Origin of the sequence: Streptomyces sp. NPDC012827, assembly GCF_042900905.1 — a bacterium.
Taxonomy (GTDB): Bacteria; Actinomycetota; Actinomycetes; order Streptomycetales; family Streptomycetaceae; genus Streptomyces; species Streptomyces gulbargensis.
Genome location: NZ_JBIBBY010000009.1, coordinates 320583 through 337523, shown reverse-complemented (window position 1 = coordinate 337523; position 16941 = coordinate 320583). Strand labels below are relative to the sequence as shown.

At 72.6% G+C, this 16941-nt stretch carries 20 protein-coding genes; 13 read left to right on the top strand and 7 right to left on the bottom strand.

All coding sequences use genetic code 11. The features are described 5' to 3' along the window. Positions 1–7: 7 nt before the first annotated feature. Positions 8–403 (bottom strand): DUF2267 domain-containing protein, encoded by a 396-nt coding sequence (locus ACFY60_RS21630; protein ID WP_388612531.1) that lies wholly within the window; start codon positions 401–403, stop codon positions 8–10. 253 nt (positions 404–656) lie between these two features. Continuing rightward, entirely contained in the window at positions 657–1091 is a 435-nt protein-coding gene (locus tag ACFY60_RS21625) for an Hsp20/alpha crystallin family protein (RefSeq protein WP_388612529.1), read from the bottom strand. Between the two features lie 135 nt (positions 1092–1226). On the opposite strand from ACFY60_RS21625, the gene ACFY60_RS21620 reads away from it, so the two are divergent. The 13 genes from ACFY60_RS21620 (at position 1227) to ACFY60_RS21560 (ending at position 12384) form a co-directional block, all read left to right on the top strand. Further along, complete coding sequence (locus ACFY60_RS21620) at positions 1227–1880, top strand: type III effector protein (protein WP_388612600.1); 654 nt, start codon at positions 1227–1229, stop codon at positions 1878–1880. Between the two features lie 130 nt (positions 1881–2010). Next, positions 2011–2580, top strand: coding sequence for a GNAT family N-acetyltransferase (locus ACFY60_RS21615; RefSeq protein WP_388612528.1), 570 nt, complete (start codon positions 2011–2013; stop codon positions 2578–2580). 186 nt (positions 2581–2766) lie between these two features. Next, complete coding sequence (locus tag ACFY60_RS21610; protein ID WP_351391960.1) at positions 2767–2850, top strand: putative leader peptide; 84 nt, start codon at positions 2767–2769, stop codon at positions 2848–2850. Positions 2851–2976: 126 nt separating this feature from the next. Next, entirely contained in the window at positions 2977–4674 is a 1698-nt protein-coding gene (locus ACFY60_RS21605) for a nitrite/sulfite reductase (protein ID WP_388612526.1), read from the top strand. After that, a complete protein-coding gene (locus ACFY60_RS21600; protein ID WP_388612524.1) occupies positions 4671–4904 on the top strand; it encodes a hypothetical protein in 234 nt (77 codons plus the stop codon). Before ACFY60_RS21605 ends, ACFY60_RS21600 begins: the two co-directional genes overlap by 4 nt. Further along, complete coding sequence (locus tag ACFY60_RS21595) at positions 4901–5608, top strand: phosphoadenylyl-sulfate reductase (RefSeq protein WP_388612522.1); 708 nt, start codon at positions 4901–4903, stop codon at positions 5606–5608. The genes ACFY60_RS21600 and ACFY60_RS21595 overlap by 4 nt, the downstream gene beginning before the upstream one ends. Further along, entirely contained in the window at positions 5608–6201 is a 594-nt protein-coding gene (gene cysC / locus ACFY60_RS21590; RefSeq protein ID WP_388612520.1) for an adenylyl-sulfate kinase, read from the top strand. The genes ACFY60_RS21595 and cysC overlap by 1 nt, the downstream gene beginning before the upstream one ends. 118 nt (positions 6202–6319) lie before the next feature. Beyond that, positions 6320–7255, top strand: a complete 936-nt coding sequence (gene cysD / locus ACFY60_RS21585) for a sulfate adenylyltransferase subunit CysD (protein WP_388612518.1) — start codon at positions 6320–6322, stop codon at positions 7253–7255. Continuing rightward, positions 7255–8601, top strand: coding sequence for a sulfate adenylyltransferase subunit 1 (locus tag ACFY60_RS21580; RefSeq protein WP_388612517.1), 1347 nt, complete (start codon positions 7255–7257; stop codon positions 8599–8601). The genes cysD and ACFY60_RS21580 overlap by 1 nt, the downstream gene beginning before the upstream one ends. 206 nt (positions 8602–8807) lie before the next feature. Then, complete coding sequence (locus ACFY60_RS21575; RefSeq protein ID WP_388612515.1) at positions 8808–9917, top strand: aliphatic sulfonate ABC transporter substrate-binding protein; 1110 nt, start codon at positions 8808–8810, stop codon at positions 9915–9917. A gap of 31 nt (positions 9918–9948) precedes the next feature. Then, complete coding sequence (locus ACFY60_RS21570; RefSeq protein ID WP_309056639.1) at positions 9949–10746, top strand: ABC transporter ATP-binding protein; 798 nt, start codon at positions 9949–9951, stop codon at positions 10744–10746. Then, complete coding sequence (locus ACFY60_RS21565) at positions 10733–11635, top strand: ABC transporter permease subunit (RefSeq protein ID WP_309051774.1); 903 nt, start codon at positions 10733–10735, stop codon at positions 11633–11635. Before ACFY60_RS21570 ends, ACFY60_RS21565 begins: the two co-directional genes overlap by 14 nt. Positions 11636–11643: 8 nt before the next feature. Further along, positions 11644–12384, top strand: coding sequence for a sirohydrochlorin chelatase (locus tag ACFY60_RS21560; RefSeq protein WP_388612513.1), 741 nt, complete (start codon positions 11644–11646; stop codon positions 12382–12384). Here ACFY60_RS21560 and ACFY60_RS21555 read toward each other — a convergent pair. From ACFY60_RS21555 to ACFY60_RS21535, 5 genes are all read right to left on the bottom strand, one after another. Then, complete coding sequence (locus ACFY60_RS21555) at positions 12377–13015, bottom strand: DsbA family protein (RefSeq protein WP_388612512.1); 639 nt, start codon at positions 13013–13015, stop codon at positions 12377–12379. The two genes, ACFY60_RS21560 and ACFY60_RS21555, sit on opposite strands and share 8 nt — an antisense overlap. 74 nt (positions 13016–13089) lie before the next feature. Further along, complete coding sequence (locus ACFY60_RS21550; protein WP_388612511.1) at positions 13090–13644, bottom strand: DUF1697 domain-containing protein; 555 nt, start codon at positions 13642–13644, stop codon at positions 13090–13092. Between the two features lie 166 nt (positions 13645–13810). After that, positions 13811–15115 (bottom strand): ABC transporter substrate-binding protein, encoded by a 1305-nt coding sequence (locus ACFY60_RS21545; RefSeq protein ID WP_388612509.1) that lies wholly within the window; start codon positions 15113–15115, stop codon positions 13811–13813. Next, a complete protein-coding gene (locus ACFY60_RS21540) occupies positions 15112–15954 on the bottom strand; it encodes a carbohydrate ABC transporter permease (RefSeq protein WP_388612507.1) in 843 nt (280 codons plus the stop codon). The genes ACFY60_RS21545 and ACFY60_RS21540 overlap by 4 nt, the downstream gene beginning before the upstream one ends. After that, positions 15951–16895: a carbohydrate ABC transporter permease gene (locus tag ACFY60_RS21535; RefSeq protein WP_388612505.1), complete on the bottom strand. Its 945-nt coding sequence runs from the start codon at positions 16893–16895 to the stop codon at positions 15951–15953. Before ACFY60_RS21535 ends, ACFY60_RS21540 begins: the two co-directional genes overlap by 4 nt. Positions 16896–16941: the final 46 nt, after the last annotated feature.

The window sequence follows — 16941 nt, the reverse complement described above, 5'->3', positions numbered from 1 at the left end:
TGCCGGCTCACCCGGGCTGCGGCCGGCCGAAGAGGACGTCGTAGCCGGGCGGGAGCTGGAGCAGCATCCGGGAGGTGAGCTCCTCGCCCGCCGCGTCGGCGACGGTGCTGAGGACCGCGCTCACGTCCCAGGCCGCGGTCTGTTCGGTGGCCCCCTCGATCCAGGCGGCGGTCGCGCGGACGAACCGCTCCGGGGAGAGGGGCTCGGCGGCCTGCAGCGGATTGAGCAGCACGACGGCGAAGGTCTCCGGGAGGCGGGCCGCGAGCGCGGCCCGTACGTCCCCGACGAGGTGGGCGCCGAGCAGCGCCAGCACCGTGCGCGCGGCGCGTTCCGCCTCGTGGGGGGTGGGGTAGTCGCCGCGTTCCGCGACCCGGTCGAGGAACGTCTGCCACGGCAGTCTCATCGCGGCTCCCTTCGGCAGGGGGAGGAGCGGGTGGGGAGCGGCGGGGGCGGGCGGGCCGGTGGGGGCACCCGCCCTCCGCTCGCGGGATTCTCCTGTCCCGGCCGCCGGAGTCTCCGGTGCCGGGGTACGGCCGGGTCGCCGGCGTCCGGGTTTCCTCCTGGTCCGGCCACCGAACGCACGGCGGTCGGTCCTGGGGGACGGCCGCTGATCGCGGGTGGCCGCCGGTGGAGCGGTCGCCCGCCGGCCGCGCGGGTCAGCCGCTGATCTGCTTGCGGTCGTCGCCCCGGCCGATCTCGATCTTGCGGGCCTTCGCGCGCTCCGCGATCGGGATGCGCAGGGTCAGCACGCCGGCCTCGTAGTCGGCCGTGATCTTCTCGGTGTCGAGGGTGTCGGCGAGCATCAGCTGGCGGGAGAAGACGCCCAGGGGCCGTTCGGACAGCTCCATCTGTACGTCCTCGGACTTCGCCGCCGGCCGGCGCTCCGCCTTGACCGTCAGCATGTTCCGCTCGACGTCGATGTCGATGGCGTCCGGCGAGACGCCGGGCAGGTCGAGCGCGATGACGTACTCGTCACCTTCGCGGTACGCGTCCATCGGCACCGTCGACGGCCGTGTCCAGGTGCCGGTGGTGCCCAGCAGCTGCTGCGTCAGGCGGTCGAGCTCGCGGAACGGGTCGGTGCGCATCAACATCGCGAAACACCTCCATCGGATCGGCAAGGAGCCAATGCGCTTCACCTGACCTCCGTTGTAGCATGTCATCCGAACGACGACAACTGTTCTGTCAACGGAATGACGACATTGATCCGTGACGACCGGACGGAGAGGATGCGCCCCGTGGCCGGAACCGACCGCCCCCTCAGCCTCCACGCGGCCCTGGCCGCCCTCGCGACGATCGACGAGGCCGTACGGGAGGCGGGCACGGCGGAGGCTCCCGGTCCGGCCGCGGGCGCGGAACCGCCCTCCCCGGAGCAGGCCCTCGCCGCCCTGCTCCTGCTGCGGGAGCTGCGCGAGCGCCTCGCGGACTGGGAGCCCGGCCTGATCGAGACGGCCCGGGAGGCCGGCGCGAGCTGGGCCGATCTGGCGGGGCCGCTCGGCGTCACCAGTCGGCAGGCCGCCGAGCGGCGCTATCTGCGGGTGCGGCCGGGGAAGCCCGGCGACACCGGCGAGCAGCGGGTGCGGGCCACCCGGGACCGGCGCGCGGCCGACCGGTCGGTGAGCACCTGGGCCCGGGGGAACGCGGCGGACCTGCGACAGCTGGCCGGGCAGGTCACCGCCCTCGACGGTCTGCCGCCTCGGGAGCGCAAGGCGCTCGCGGGGGCCCTGGCGGAGAGCGATCCGGCCCTGCTCCTGGAACCGCTGGCGGGCACCCGGTCCCATCTCGCCCGCCTGAGCCCCGATCTCGCGGAGCGGGTCGACGCCCTCGTCCGGCACACGGCCCACCTGCGCGACGCGAGCGACCAGCGCCGCGCGAGCACCTGAGCGGTCGGAGGCCGGCCCCGCACCCGCCCCCGTCCGCAATTCGGACAGACCGACCACTCGGCGGACGAACCCGCGCCCGCCGGGCCGGACGCCTCTGGGAATCTCGCCCTCCACATGATGCGATGAGCCCATGAGCATCACTCTCACCACCTGGTCCCTCGAGCAGACCTCCCCGTCCGACCTGCGCCCGGCCACCCCGCCGGAGGGGGACGGCGTCGCCGTCCGGCGCGCCGAGGTGCCCTCGCCCGAGTTCGCCCGCTTCCTCTACACCGCGGTCGGCGGCGACGTCCACTGGACCGACCGGCTCGGGCTGACCTACCGGCAGTGGCAGGAGATCGTGGAGAAGCCGGGCTCCGAGATCTGGGTGGCGTACGACCGGGGTACGCCCGCCGGCTACCTGGAGCTGGACGCCCAGGAGAACGGCGTGGTGGAGATCGTCTACTTCGGGCTCATCCCCGCCTTCCGGGGGCGCCGGATCGGCGGCCACCTGCTCTCCTACGGCACGGCCCGCGCCTGGGACCTGGCCGAGCGCTGGCCCGACCGGGAACCGACCGGGCGGGTGTGGCTGCACACCTGCTCGCTGGACGGGGAGCACGCCGTGGCCAACTACGAACGGCGCGGCTTCCGCCTCTTCGACACCAAGGTCGAGCAGGCCGAGGAGACGGAGACCCCCGGACCCTGGCCGGGCGCCCACGCCTGAGTTCGGCGCACACCCCACACCCCGCCCCCGCCGGCCCGGGCGCACGGGCCCGAGGCGGCGTCACGGAGGGGCCCACGGGGCCCCTTTCACGTGACCCACAGCACACCATCTCGCCTGGCGAGACGATGTTGTCCATATACCGGACGAAGCTGGACTGGTTCCAAAGACCCGTGACACGCTTCCGCCATGCCTGGAACTGGAATTGCCTTGGTGAGTCGGCGGCACGTCGACCTCGGCCGCATGTCCAGCGCCATCTGTCCGGTGCGCTGAGAGAACCAGCACCGCCGCGATCCCTCTTCTGACCGACCCCTGCTGCGCACCGTCGCGCCACCTCTGACCCGAGCGCGAGTGTGCAGGTCAGAGCCGCCCTCCCGCAGTCCCGAAGGACAAAACGCCATGGCCGCCACCCCGGAAAACCCCACACCCGCCGCCGCCCGCCGCAAGGCCGGGCGTCACCGTGGCGAGGGTCAGTGGGCCGTGGGGCACTTCACCCCGCTGAACGGCAATGAGCAGTTCAAGAAGGACGACGACGGTCTCAATGTGCGGACACGCATTGAGACGATCTACTCGAAGCGCGGGTTCGACTCGATCGACCCCAACGACCTGCGCGGACGCATGCGCTGGTGGGGGCTCTACACCCAGCGCAAGCAGGGGCTCGACGGCACGAAGACCGGTGTCCTGGAGCCGGAGGAGCTGGACGACGAGTACTTCATGCTCCGCGTCCGCATCGACGGCGGCCGGCTGACCACCGAGCAGCTGCGCGTGATCGGTGAGATCTCCGAGGAGTTCGCCCGGGGCACCGCCGACATCACGGACCGGCAGAACGTCCAGTACCACTGGATCCGCATCGAGGACGTGCCCGAGATCTGGAACCGCCTGGAGGCGGTCGGCCTGTCCACCACCGAGGCGTGCGGTGACACCCCCCGCGTCATCCTCGGCTCCCCCGTCGCCGGCATCGCCGCCGACGAGATCATCGACGGCACCCCCGCCATCGAGGAGATCCACCGCCGGATCGTCGGCAACAAGGACTTCTCCAACCTGCCCCGCAAGTTCAAGTCGGCCGTCTCCGGCTCGCCGCTGCTCGACGTCGCCCACGAGATCAACGACGTGTCGTTCGTCGGCGTGCGCCACCCGGAGCACGGCCCCGGCTTCGACGTGTGGGTCGGCGGCGGCCTGTCCACCAACCCCAAGCTCGGCGTGCGGCTCGGCACGTGGGTCCCGCTCGACGAGGTCCCGGACGTCTACGAGGGCGTCATCTCGATCTTCCGTGACTACGGCTACCGCCGGCTGCGCAACCGCGCCCGCCTGAAGTTCCTCGTCGCCGACTGGGGCGCGGAGAAGTTCCGCCAGGTCCTGGAGGACGAGTACCTGGGACGCAAGCTCACCGACGGCCCCGCCCCCGAGCAGCCGGCCGGCCGCTGGCGGGACCACGTCGGCGTGCACCGCCAGAACGACGGCCGTTTCTACGTCGGCTTCGCACCGCGCGTCGGCCGCGTCGACGGCGCCACCCTGACGAAGATCGCCGAGATCGCGGAGGCGCACGGCTCCGGCCGGGTCCGTACCACCGCCGAGCAGAAGATGCTCGTCCTCGACATCGATGAGGGCCAGGTCGACTCGATCGTCGCCGCCCTGGAGGCGCTGGACCTGCGCGTCACCCCCTCGCCGTTCCGCCGCGGCACCATGGCCTGCACGGGCATCGAGTTCTGCAAGCTGGCGATCGTCGAGACCAAGGGCCGCGGCGCCACGCTCATCGACGAACTGGAGCGGCGCGTACCCGACTTCGACGAGCCGCTGACGATCAACATCAACGGCTGCCCCAACGCCTGCGCCCGTATCCAGGTGGCGGACATCGGTCTCAAGGGCCAGCTGGTCCTGGACGACGACGGCAACCGCGTCGAGGGCTACCAGGTCCACCTGGGCGGCGCCCTCGGCCTGGAGGCCGGCTTCGGCCGCAAGGTCCGCGGCCTCAAGGTCACCGCCGCCGAGCTGCCCGACTACGTCGAGCGGGTCCTCAAGCGCTTCCAGGCGGAGCGCGAGGACGGCGAGCGCTTCGCCACCTGGGCGGCGCGCGCGTCGGAGGAGGCCCTGTCATGAGCGAGCGCGCGGCCCCCTTCTTCTGCCCCTACTGCGGGGACGAGGACCTGCGGCCGGGCGAGCAGGGCCACGGCGCCTGGGAGTGCGCGGCCTGCGGCCGGGCCTTCCAGCTGAAGTTCCTCGGCCTGCTCGCACCCGGCAGCACGGGCCGCCCGGCCGCTCCGGCCGGTACGCGGAGCACGGACGACGGACACGGCACGGGCAGCACGACGGGGAGGGAACAGACATGACGATCGCTCAGGACATCACCGCGGCCGACCTCGAGGCACTCGCCGAGCGGGCCGGCCGCGAGCTGGAGGACGCCTCCGCCCTGGAGATCCTCCGGTGGGCCGCCGAGACCTTCGGCAAGCGCTTCTGCGTGACCTCCTCCATGGAGGACGCCGTCGTCGCCCACCTCGCCTCGCGCGCCATGCCCGGCGTCGACGTCGTCTTCCTCGACACCGGCTACCACTTCGAGGAGACCATCGGCACCCGGGACGCCGTGGACGCCGTCATGGACGTCAACGTCATCACCCTGACCCCGCGGCTGACGGTGGCCGAGCAGGACGCCGAGTACGGTCCCCGGCTCCACGACCGCGACCCCGACCTGTGCTGCGCGATGCGCAAGGTCAAGCCGCTGGAGGAGGGCCTGACCGCGTACGCCGCGTGGGCCACCGGCCTGCGCCGCGACGAGTCCCCCACCCGGGCGAACACCCCGGTCGTCGGCTGGGACGCGAAGCGGCAGAAGGTCAAGATCTCCCCCATCGCCCGCTGGACGCAGGACGACGTCGACGCGTACGTCGCGGAGCACGGTGTCCTCACCAACCCGCTCCTCATGGACGGGTACGCCTCCGTCGGCTGCGCTCCCTGCACCCGCCGGGTCGCGGAGGGCGAGGACGCCCGGGCCGGCCGCTGGGCCGGCCGCGCCAAGACCGAATGCGGGCTGCACGGCTGATGACGACCACCCCGCACGCCTCCTCGCAGGCCACCCCCGACACCCCCCAGGAGACATCCGTGACCGGTGCCACGATCTGGCTCACCGGCCTGCCGAGCGCCGGCAAGACGACCATCGCGTACGAGCTGGCCGGCCGGCTCCGCGCGGAGGGCCACCGCGTCGAGATCCTCGACGGCGACGAGATCCGCGAGTTCCTCTCGGCCGGCCTCGGCTTCAGCCGCGAGGACCGCCACACCAACGTGCAGCGCATCGGCTTCGTCGCCGAGCTGCTCGCCTCGCACGGGGTGAAGGTCCTCGTACCGGTCATCGCCCCGTACGCCGACAGCCGTGAGGCCGTCCGCAAGCGCCACCAGGCCGAGGGCACCGCCTACGTCGAGGTCCACGTGGCCACGCCGCTGGACGTGTGCTCGGTCCGCGACGTCAAGGGCCTCTACGCCAAGCAGGCCGCCGGCGAGATCAGCGGCCTGACCGGCGTCGACGACCCGTACGAGGCACCCGAGACCCCCGACCTGCGGATCGAGTCCCAGAACCAGACCGTGCGGGAGTCCGCGGCGCAGCTCCACGCGCTGCTCACCGAGAGGGGCCTGGTGTGAGCGCCGCGCGCGCGGCCACCGGGTCGCCGACGAAGACGAAGAAAGCCGCACCTCTGCTCCCCCTGCCTTCGGCGGGCGGTACCCCCAGCACGGGCGGAGAAGCTCACGAGGAGGCACTGTGACCACCGTCGCCCACGTCCATGACGTCACCGGCAGCCCGTTCGCGCTGTCGCACCTGGACTCCCTGGAGTCCGAGGCCGTCCACATCTTCCGTGAGGTGGCGGGTGAGTTCGAGCGGCCGGTGATCCTGTTCTCCGGCGGCAAGGACTCCATCGTCATGCTGCACCTGGCGCTGAAGGCCTTCGCGCCCGCCGCGATCCCCTTCTCGCTGCTCCACGTCGACACGGGACACAACTTCCCCGAGGTCATCGAGTACCGGGACCGCGTCGTCGCCCGGCACGGCCTGCGGCTGCACGTCGCGTCCGTGCAGGACTACATCGACGCCGGCAAGCTCCGCGAGCGCCCGGACGGCACCCGCAACCCGCTGCAGACCGTGCCGCTGACGGAGGCGATCCAGGAGCACCGCTTCGACGCCGTCTTCGGCGGCGGGCGCCGCGACGAGGAGAAGGCCCGGGCCAAGGAGCGGGTCTTCAGTCTCCGCGACGAGTTCTCGCAGTGGGACCCGCGCCGCCAGCGCCCCGAGCTGTGGCAGCTCTACAACGGCCGGCACGCGCCCGGCGAGCACGTCCGGGTCTTCCCGCTCTCCAACTGGACCGAGCTGGACGTCTGGCAGTACATCCAGCGGGAGAAGATCGAGCTCCCGCAGATCTACTTCGCCCACGAGCGCGAGGTGTTCGCCCGGAACGGCATGTGGCTGACGGCCGGTGAGTGGGGCGGCCCCAAGGAGTCGGAGCAGGTCGAGAAGCGGCTCATCCGCTACCGCACCGTCGGCGACATGTCCTGCACCGGCGCCGTCGACTCCGACGCCACCACGCTGGAGGCCGTCATCGCCGAGATCGCCGCCTCCCGTCTCACCGAGCGGGGCGCCACCCGCGCCGACGACAAGCTGTCCGAGGCCGCGATGGAAGACCGCAAGCGCGAAGGGTACTTCTAATGAGCACGTCCACCCAGCAGCAGCCGACCGCCGGGCCGGCCGCGACGACCCTGCTGCGCTTCGCCACCGCCGGCTCCGTCGACGACGGCAAGTCCACCCTCGTCGGGCGTCTGCTGCACGACTCCAAGTCGGTCCTCGCCGACCAGCTGGAGGCCGTGGAGCACGCCTCCCGCTCGCGCGGCCAGGAGGCGCCCGACCTGGCGCTGCTCACCGACGGCCTGCGCGCCGAGCGGGAGCAGGGCATCACCATCGACGTGGCCTACCGGTACTTCGCGACGCCCCGCCGCCGGTTCATCCTCGCCGACACCCCCGGGCACGTGCAGTACACCCGGAACATGGTGACCGGCGCGTCCACGGCCGAACTGGCCGTGGTCCTCGTCGACGCCCGCAACGGCGTGGTCGAGCAGACCCGCCGGCACGCCGCCGTCGCCGCCCTGCTCCGCGTCCCGCACGTGGTCCTGGCCGTGAACAAGATGGACCTGGTCGAGTACCGGGAGTCCGTCTTCGCCGCCATCGCCGAGGAGTTCACGACGTACGCCTCCGAGCTGGGCGTCCCGGAGATCACCGCGATCCCGATCTCGGCGCTCGCCGGCGACAACGTGGTGGAGCCGTCCGCGAACATGGACTGGTACGGCGGTCCGACCGTCCTGGAGCACCTGGAGACCGTCCCGGTCAGCCACGACCTGACGGCCTGCCACGCCCGCTTCCCCGTGCAGTACGTGATCCGGCCGCAGACCGCCGAGCACCCCGACTACCGGGGCTACGCGGGCCAGATCGCCGCCGGTGCCTTCCGCGTCGGCGAGCGGATCACCGTGCTGCCCTCAGGCAAGACCTCGACGATCACCGCGATCGACGCGCTGGGCGAGGCCGTGGACATCGCCTGGGCGCCGCAGTCGGTCACCATCCGGCTCGCCGACGACATCGACATCTCGCGCGGCGACCTGCTCGCCCCGAGCGCCGACGCCCCGGCCACCAGCCAGGACGTCGAGGCGACCGTCTGCCACGTGGCGGACCAGCCGCTCACCGTCGGCCAGCGCGTGCTGCTCAAGCACACCACCCGCACGGTCAAGGCGATCGTCAAGGAGATCCCGTCCCGGCTGACGCTGGACGACCTCTCCCAGCACCCGGAGCCGGGCCGGCTCGTCGCCAACGACATCGGCCGCGTCAAGGTGCGGACCGCCGAGCCCCTGGCGCTCGACGCGTACGCCGACTCCCGCCGTACCGGCTCGTTCCTGCTGATCGACCCCGCCGACGGCACCACCCTCGCGGCCGGCATGGCGGGCGAGTCCTTCGCCACCGCCAAGGCCGTGTCCGCGGTGGCCGACGAGGAAGGCTGGGACTTCTGAGATGACCCCCGACGTGTACTCGACCTTCGCGAAGGAAGGGGGCCGGATCGGTTCCGGCGCCCTCGGCGCGGGCCGGGGAGGTGTCGCGCGATGTGCGTGCTGACCTCCTCGCGCCGCCGCCGTGGCGGCGCGCTGCCGCTCCACCCGCTCCACTCCGCACGACATAGACACAGACTGCGAAGTCGCTGACCCGAGGGGATCCTCCCGTGCCTGCCACCACCCGCACCACCCTGCGCCGCGGCCTGGCCGCCGTCGCCGCCCTGCCGCTCCTGATCGGCGCGCTCGCCTCGTGCGGCTACGGCTCCCAGGCCAAGAACGACGAGAAGAAGGTGGCCGCCGAGGGCGCGAAGCTCTCCGCCGACACCGTACGGCTCGGGTACTTCCCCAACCTCACGCACGCCACCGCCCTCGTCGGCGACAAGGAGGGCATCCTCCAGAAGGCGCTGGGCGGCACCGCCCTGGAGACGACGACCTTCAACGCGGGCCCGTCCGAGATCGAGGCCCTGAACGCCGGATCGATCGACATCGGCTTCATCGGCCCCTCGCCGTCCATCAACGGTTACGTCAAGTCGCAGGGCTCGAGCCTGCGGATCGTCGGCGGCTCCGCCTCCGGGGGCGTCAAGCTCGTGGTGAACCCGGCGCGGATCAAGACCCTGGACGACCTCAGGGGCAAGCGGATCGCCACCCCGCAGAAGGGCAACACGCAGGACGTCGCGTTCCTCAACTGGATCGCGGAGAAGGGCTGGAAGGTCGACTCCGCGAGCGGCAAGGGTGACGTCTCGGTGGTCCGCTCGGACAACAAGACGACGCCGAACGCCTACAAGTCCGGCTCGATCGACGGCGCGTGGGTGCCGGAGCCGACCGCGTCCAAGCTCGTCTCGGACGGCGCGAAGGTGCTGCTCGACGAGTCCGACCTGTGGCCGGACAAGCAGTTCGTCATCACCAACATCATCGTGTCGCAGAAGTTCCTGGCCGCGCACCCCGACGTCGTCGAGGCGTTCCTGCGCGGCACGGTGAAGACCAACGAGTGGATCAACGCCAACCCGGCCAAGGCCAAGGAATCGGCCAACGCCAAGCTCAAGGACCTCTCCGGCAAGGCGCTGGGCGCCAAGGTGATCGACGCGGCCTGGCCGTCCATCCGGTTCACCGACGACCCGCTGGCCGCCACCCTGCGCGCGCAGGCCGACCACGCGGTCAAGGCCGGTCTCCTGGAGCAGCCCGACCTGAAGGGCATCTACGACCTCGGGCCCCTCAACAAGGTCCTGAAGGCCGCGGGCAAGCCCGAGGTCTCCGACGCCGGTCTCGGCGTCAAGTGACAGCCCAGCCCACATCCAGGAGGTGACGACCATGGCCACGACCACCACGCTCGCCAAGGCCGAGGACCGTGCCGAGGCGGCCGGCCACGCCGCGCGCATCGCGCACGTCTCGAAGTCCTTCGGTGGCTCCACCGGTGGGCAGCTCGTCCTCGACGACATCTCGCTCGATGTCGCCCCCGGCGAGTTCGTCACCCTCCTGGGTGCCTCGGGCTGCGGCAAGTCCACACTGCTCAACCTGGTCGCCGGGCTCGACCGGCCGTCCGCGGGGTCCATCGAGACCCCCGGCGGCCGGCCGGCCCTGATGTTCCAGGAGCACGCCCTCTTCCCGTGGCTGACCGCGGGCAAGAACATCGAACTGGCCCTGCGGCTGCGCGGGGTGCCCAAGGCGGAGCGGCGCCCGGAGGCCGAGCGGCTGCTCGAACTGGTGCGGCTCTCCGGCTCGTACGGCAAGCGGGTCCACGAACTGTCCGGCGGCATGCGGCAGCGGGTGGCCCTGGCCCGCGCCCTGGCCCAGGCCAGTGACCTGCTCCTGATGGACGAGCCGTTCGCCGCGCTCGACGCCATCACCCGGGACGTGCTGCACGACGAGCTGACCCGCATCTGGCGGGAGACGAAGCTGTCGGTGCTGTTCGTGACCCACAACGTGCGCGAGGCCGTGCGGCTGGCCGAGCGCGTGGTGCTGCTGTCCTCGCGGCCGGGGCGGATCGCCCGGGAGTGGACCATCGACATCCCGCAGCCGCGCCGCATCGAGGACGCCGCCGTCGCCGAGCTGTCCCTCGAAATCACCGAACACCTGCGTGGGGAGATCCGCCGTCATGGCCAGCACTGAGACGACCGCGAAGACCGCGAAGTCCCCGAAGGCCGACGACCTCGCCGGGCTCGAGGCGGGCCTCGACGCGCTCGACAGCGTGCAGATCAGCCGGACACCGGTGACCGAGGTCCTGACGAAGAAGGTCCTCCCGCCCGTCCTCGCCGTCGCCCTCGTCCTGGTCGTGTGGCAGGTGCTGGTGTGGGCCGAGGTCACCGACGCCTACAAGCTCCCCGCGCCGTCCGCCGTCTGGGACAGCCTGTCCAGGATGTGGCTGGAGGGGACTCTCCTCGACGTCCTGTGGACGAGCGTCTCCCGGGCCCTGCTCGGCTTCCTGCTCGCCCTCGCGATCGGCACCCCCCTCGGACTGCTGGTCGCCCGGGTGCGGTTCGTGCGGGCGGCGATCGGTCCGATCCTCTCGGGCCTCCAGTCGCTGCCCTCGGTGGCCTGGGTGGCGCCGGCGGTCCTCTGGCTCGGTCTGAACGACAGCATGATGTACGCGGTGATCCTGCTCGGCGCCGTGCCGTCGATCGCCAACGGCCTGGTGTCGGGCGTGGACCAGGTCCCGCCGCTGTTCCTGCGGGCCGGGCGGACGCTCGGCGCGACCGGGCTCAGGGGCGCCTGGTTCATCGTGATGCCGGCCGCGCTGCCCGGTTACCTCGCGGGCCTCAAGCAGGGGTGGGCGTTCTCCTGGCGGTCGCTGATGGCCGCCGAGATCATCGCCTCCTCGCCCGAGCTGGGCCTCGGTCTCGGCCAGCTCCTGGAGAACGGCCGCAACGACTTCGACATGCCGGGCATCTTCCTGGCGATCATCCTGATCCTCGTCGTCGGCATCGCCGTGGACCTGCTCGTCTTCAGCCCGCTGGAGCGCACGGTGCTGCGCCGCCGCGGTCTGCTCGCGAAGGGCTGATCCCCGCCGTGAACCGCCCTGTCCTCCTCGTCGTCGCCCACGGGAGCCGTGACCCGCGGCACGCGGCGACCGTCGACGCCCTGGTCCGCCGGGCCCGGGCGCTGCGGCCCGGGCTGCGCGTGGAGACGGCGTTCCTGGACTTCACCCTGCCGTCCGTGCCGGGGGTCCTGGAGCGGCTGGCCGCCGAGGGGGTCCGGGACGTGGTGGCGCTGCCGCTGCTGCTGACCCGGGCCTTCCACGCGAAGGCCGACATCCCGGCGGTCCTGCGGCAGGCGCCTCCCGCGCTGCGCGTCCGGCAGGCGGAGGTGCTCGGTCCCTCGCCGCTGCTGATCGCGGCGGTGGAGCGGCGGCTGTACGAGGCCGGGCTCACGCCCGGCGACAAGAGCGCGACCGGGGTCGTCCTGGCCTCGGCGGGCTCCACCGACCCGGAGGCGATCGCGGTGATCGCAGAAACGGCGCGGGAGCTGCGGCGCACCGGTTGGTGCTCCGTGCGGCCCGCGTTCGCCTCCGCATCCCTGCCCCGGACCGAGGACGCGGTACGGGCCCTGCGGGCCGAGGAGGGCGTCCGGCGGGTGGCCGTCGCCCCGTACGTGCTCGCCCCCGGCCGGCTCCCGGACCGGATCGCTGCGGGCGCGGGCGGGGCCGATGTCCTCGCGGACGTGCTCGGCCCCTCCCCCGAGGTGGCCCGGCTGCTCGTGGAGCGGTACGAGGAGGCGGCGGCCGGGCGGGCGCTGGTGGCGGTCAGCTGAAGTCGAGGCCGCCGGTGCGGGTCCGCTTGAGCTCGAAGAGGTCGGGGTGGCCGGCGAGGACGCGGAAGGCGTCGAAGAGTTCGGCCGCCCGCTCGCCGCGCGGGATCGCCCGCAGGACGGGGCCGAACCAGGCCGTGCCGTCGACGTGGATCGTGGGCGTGCCGACGTAGGCGCCGGTCGCCGGGTCGTGTCCGGCCTCGTGGCTGCGGCGGACCGCCTCGTCGTACGCGGGGTCGTGGGCGGCGTCGGCCAGTTCGGCGGCCAGCCCGACCTCGGCGAGGGCCTCCGCGACGACGGCGTCGTAGTCCTTGCGCCCGGCCTCGTGGATGCGGGTGCCGTAGGCGGTGTAGAGGGGACGCAGAACCTTGTCGCCGTACTGGTCGGCGGCGGCGACGGCCACGCGGACGGGACCGAGGGAGGCGTCGACCAGGGCGCGGTAGTCCTCGGGGAGGTCGTTGCCCTCGTTGTGGAAGTAGAGGCTCATGACGCGGAAGCGGAGGTCGATGTCCCGGTGCCGCTCGACCTCCAGGATCCAGCGGGAGGTGATCCAGGCGAAGGGGCAGGCGGGGTCGAAGAAGAAGTCGACGGTGGGACGGGACGCGGACGTCCCCGGGGTCTCGGTGGTGGTCATACCGGCCACCCTATCCAGCCGGTGGCCGGGTCCAGGGGGCCAATCGGCGGCCTCGGGCCTGGGCCATTCGCCGGTCAGGCGCCGCCGGTCATCTCCACCAGTTTCCGTACGGTGTTCCAGTTCCGGGCGGTCGTGACGAGGCCCTTGAGGAGGGCGGGGCGCAGCACGGCGTCGGCGAGCCGGGAGGTGCCGAGCCCGCCGGGTGTGTGCAGGTAGAGGACGCGGTCGCCGAGGGCGAAGGCCTCGGGCCGGAAGGCCTCCGGGTCGAGCGCGGCGAACCGTTCCTGGTGCAGGGGCCCGGAGGCGTAGACGGCGTGCAGCTGCTTGCCCTCCAGGCCGGCGGCGTCGAAGGGGCAGTTCTCGGCCACGGCGGCGAGGTAGGCGCCGTCGCGGACGAGGCAGTCGACGCGGAAGCCGAAGCGGGCCTCGATCGCCTCCTCCAGGGCGGCGGTGAGCGCGTCCTCGGCGGCGGGGGCGTCCGTGGTGAACACGGCGTTCCCGCTCTGGAGGTGGGTGCGGACGTCCCGGTACCCGAGCCCTTCGAGCAGGGCGCGCAGCTCGGCCATCGGCACCTTGCGGTGCCCGCTCACGTTGATGCCGCGCAGCAGAGCCGCGTACGTGGTCGTCATGGCACTCACCTTAGAAGGCCATCGCGCCTCGTGGGGGGCGGCACGATGGCCGGTTCGAACACTGTCCGATCGCGGGCCCCCGGAGAAGACCCTTCACTCATCTGTGACTTATTCAACAAGGTTTCGTAATGCGGAAGATGGCGAAGCGGGCACATACGGACGAACCTCACCTCCGCTGGTAGCGCGCGAGCACCCGGTTCCCGTCCTCGACCAGACGCCTGCGGAGTTCGGCCATGTCGATGGCGCCGCTGTAGAACTCCTGGAGGGCCGGGGTCGCGACCTTGTCCTTCCACTCCGGGTAGCCCCGCACGGACGGCGCGGGCGCCGGCCGCAGATGGGCGGCGAGGGCGGCCCCGGTCGCCCAGCCGTCCCGTTCCGTGCGGAGGGACGGGTCGGCGAGGGCGGCGGTGCCGGTGGGCAGCATCCAGTCGCCCCGGGCGAGGAGGACCATGTTGCGTGGCTGGAGCAGGAAGTCGAGGAAGGCTGCCGCCTCCTTCTTGTACGGACTGTCGGCGGCGATCGACAGGGTCTGCGGGGAGACGCCCTGGGCGAGGCCGCCGCTGCCCGCGGGGGCGGGCAGGACGGTCCACTCGAAGCCCTCGGGGGCCTGCTGGACGATCTGCTGCCGGTAGGCGAAGCCGAGGGGCACCATGGCGTACCTGCCGACGAAGAAGCCGGGGAGCGTGTCGGAGCCGCCGCTGCCCAGCGTCGTACGGGGTGCGCTGCCGTCCTCCACCACCTGGGCGCGGACCGTACCGGGGACCACGGCGTCGGCCTCGGTGAACCGGAGGGTGACCCGGCCGTCCGGCTCCCGGTGGAACAGCCTGCCGCCGGCCGAGAGGCCGAGGTTGAGGCTGACGGAGACGGGCTCGCGCAGGGGCCAGGCCACCGCGTGGCGGCCGGGGCCCATGGCGCGGGTCAGCTGGCGGGCGACCTGCCGGAACTCGGCCCAGCTCCACGGCGCCCGGGGGGTCGGGACGCGGACGCCGGAGGCCTGGAGGATCTTCCGGTTGGCGATGAGGACGCGCGGCTCCTGGAGGAAGGGCACCCCGTACACGCCCTCCCCGAAGGTGGTGGTCTCCCAGCTCCGGGCGGGGACGTCGGCGCGCAGCCGCTCCGGGAGCAGCGGGCGGAGGTCGGCGAGGTGGCCGCCGTGGGCGAAGTCGGCCAGGTCGTCGGAGGCGTCGTGGATGATGTCGGGCGCCTCGCCGCCCTCGAAGGAGGTGAGGAGCTGGTCGTGGACGGAGTCCCAGCTGCCCTGGACGTACTCGACCTGGACGTCCGGGTGGCGGGCGTTCCACTCCGCGACCAGCCGTTTGGTGGCGTCGACCGACTCCTTCTGCCAGGCGAGGGACTGGAAGCGGAGCCGGACGATGCCGTCGGCGCGGCGTTCGCCGCCGCCGCCGGCGCAGCCGGTCAGAAGGAGCGCGAGCGCGGTGAGGACGGCGGCGAGGAGGCGGGCGCGGCTCATGACTTCACCGCCCCGGCGAGGACGCCGCCGGTGATCCGCCGCTGGAGGAGGGCGAAGACGACGAGGGAGGGCAGGGTGGCGAGGAAGGCGGCGGCGGCCAGCGGGCCGAGGTCGGCGACGCCCTCGGCGCCGAGGAAGTGGGTGAGGACGACCGGCAGCGTCTGTTTCTCCGGGGTCTTGAGCAGGACGAGCGCGAAGAAGAACTCGTTCCAGGCGGTGACGAAGGCGAAGAGGGCGGTGGCGACGATCCCCGGGGCGAGCAGCGGGGCGGTGACGGAGACGAGGGTGCGGAGCCGGCCGGCGCCGTCGACGGCGGCGGCCTCCTCCAGTTCGGCGGGGACGGCCCGGACGTACCCCATGAGCATCCAGAGCGCGAAGGGAAGCGACCAGACGACGTACACGAGGACGAGTCCGGCGAGGCTGTTGATCAGATGCAGCCGCTTGAGGACGAGAAAGAGCGGGATGATCACCAGGACGAAGGGGAAGGCCTGGCTGATCACGACCCAGCCGGTGGCCGCGGCGGCGAGCTTCCCCCGCCGCCGGGCGGTGACGTAGGCGAGGGGGGTGGCGACGGCCACGGCGATCAGGGCGGCGGCGAGCGCCGCGGCGAGGCTGTTGCCGGCGGCCCGCAGCAGGGGCTGCTCGGCGAAGGCCTGACGGAAGTGGGCGAGGGTCGGTTCCCGCGGGATCCAGGTGGGGTGGAGCGAGGCCAGTTCGGGGGCGGGTTTGAAGGCGGTGGAGACCAGCCACAGGAACGGGAAGGCGAGGAAGGCCAGATAGGCGAGGAGGGCGAGGTACTGGCCGAGCCGCGCGGGCCGGCCGGTGCGGAAGGCGCTCACCGGTCCTGGTCCCCTTTCAGCCGCCGGACGAGGGAGAGGGCGATGAGGACGGAGACGGCGGCGACCATCACGCAGCCCATCGCGGCGGCGTAGCCGAACTGGCCGTAGCGGAAGGCCTCCTCGTAGGCGAAGAGCATCGGGAGCCGGGTCCGGCCGCCCGGCCCGCCGCTGGTCAGCACGTAGACCAGGGCGAAGGAGTTGAAGTTCCAGATGAGGTTGAGGGCGGTCACGGCGAGCGCCACGGGCCGCAGGGCGGGCCAGGTGACGGTGCGGAAGCGGCGCCAGGCTCCGGCGCCGTCGAGGGCGGCGGCCTCGTGGAGTTCCCTGGGGGTGTTCTGCAGTCCGGCGAGGAGGGTGACGGTGGTCTGCGGCATGCCCGCCCAGACGCCGACGACGATCACGGCGGGCAGGGCGGTGGCGAGGCCGGAGAGCCAGTCGTGGCCCCGGCCGAGGCCGAGGTCGCGGAGGGTCTCGTTGAGGATGCCGGCGTCCGGGTTGTAGACGAGCCGCCACATGATGCCGACGACGACCTCGGGCATCGCCCAGGGCACGATGGCGAGGGCGCGGGCGAGCGGGCGGAAGCGGAGGTTCTGGTCGAGCAGGAGGGCGAGGCCGAGGGCCAGCAGGAACTGGGGCACGGTGACGCCGACGGCCCAGAGCAGGCCGATGCGGAAGGACTCCCAGAAGAGGGTGTCGTGCAGGAGGTCCTGGAAGTTGAGGGTGCCGATCCAGCGGGTGGCCCGGGTGCGGCCGGACTGGGCGTCGGTGAAGGCGAGGGCGAGGCCGTACAGGAGCGGGCCGACGCTGAGGACGAGGATCGGCAGCAGGGCGGGGAGGACGAGGAACCAGGCGCCGGGGTCCGGGCCGCGGGGCCGTGCCGTCCGCGCGGTGCGCGGGGTCCGCGTCCCGCCCGGCCGCTTCGTCGCGGTCACCGAGCTCACGATCCGACCCCCGTCCGCCGTCGCCGCCGTCCAGAACCCCGCCATG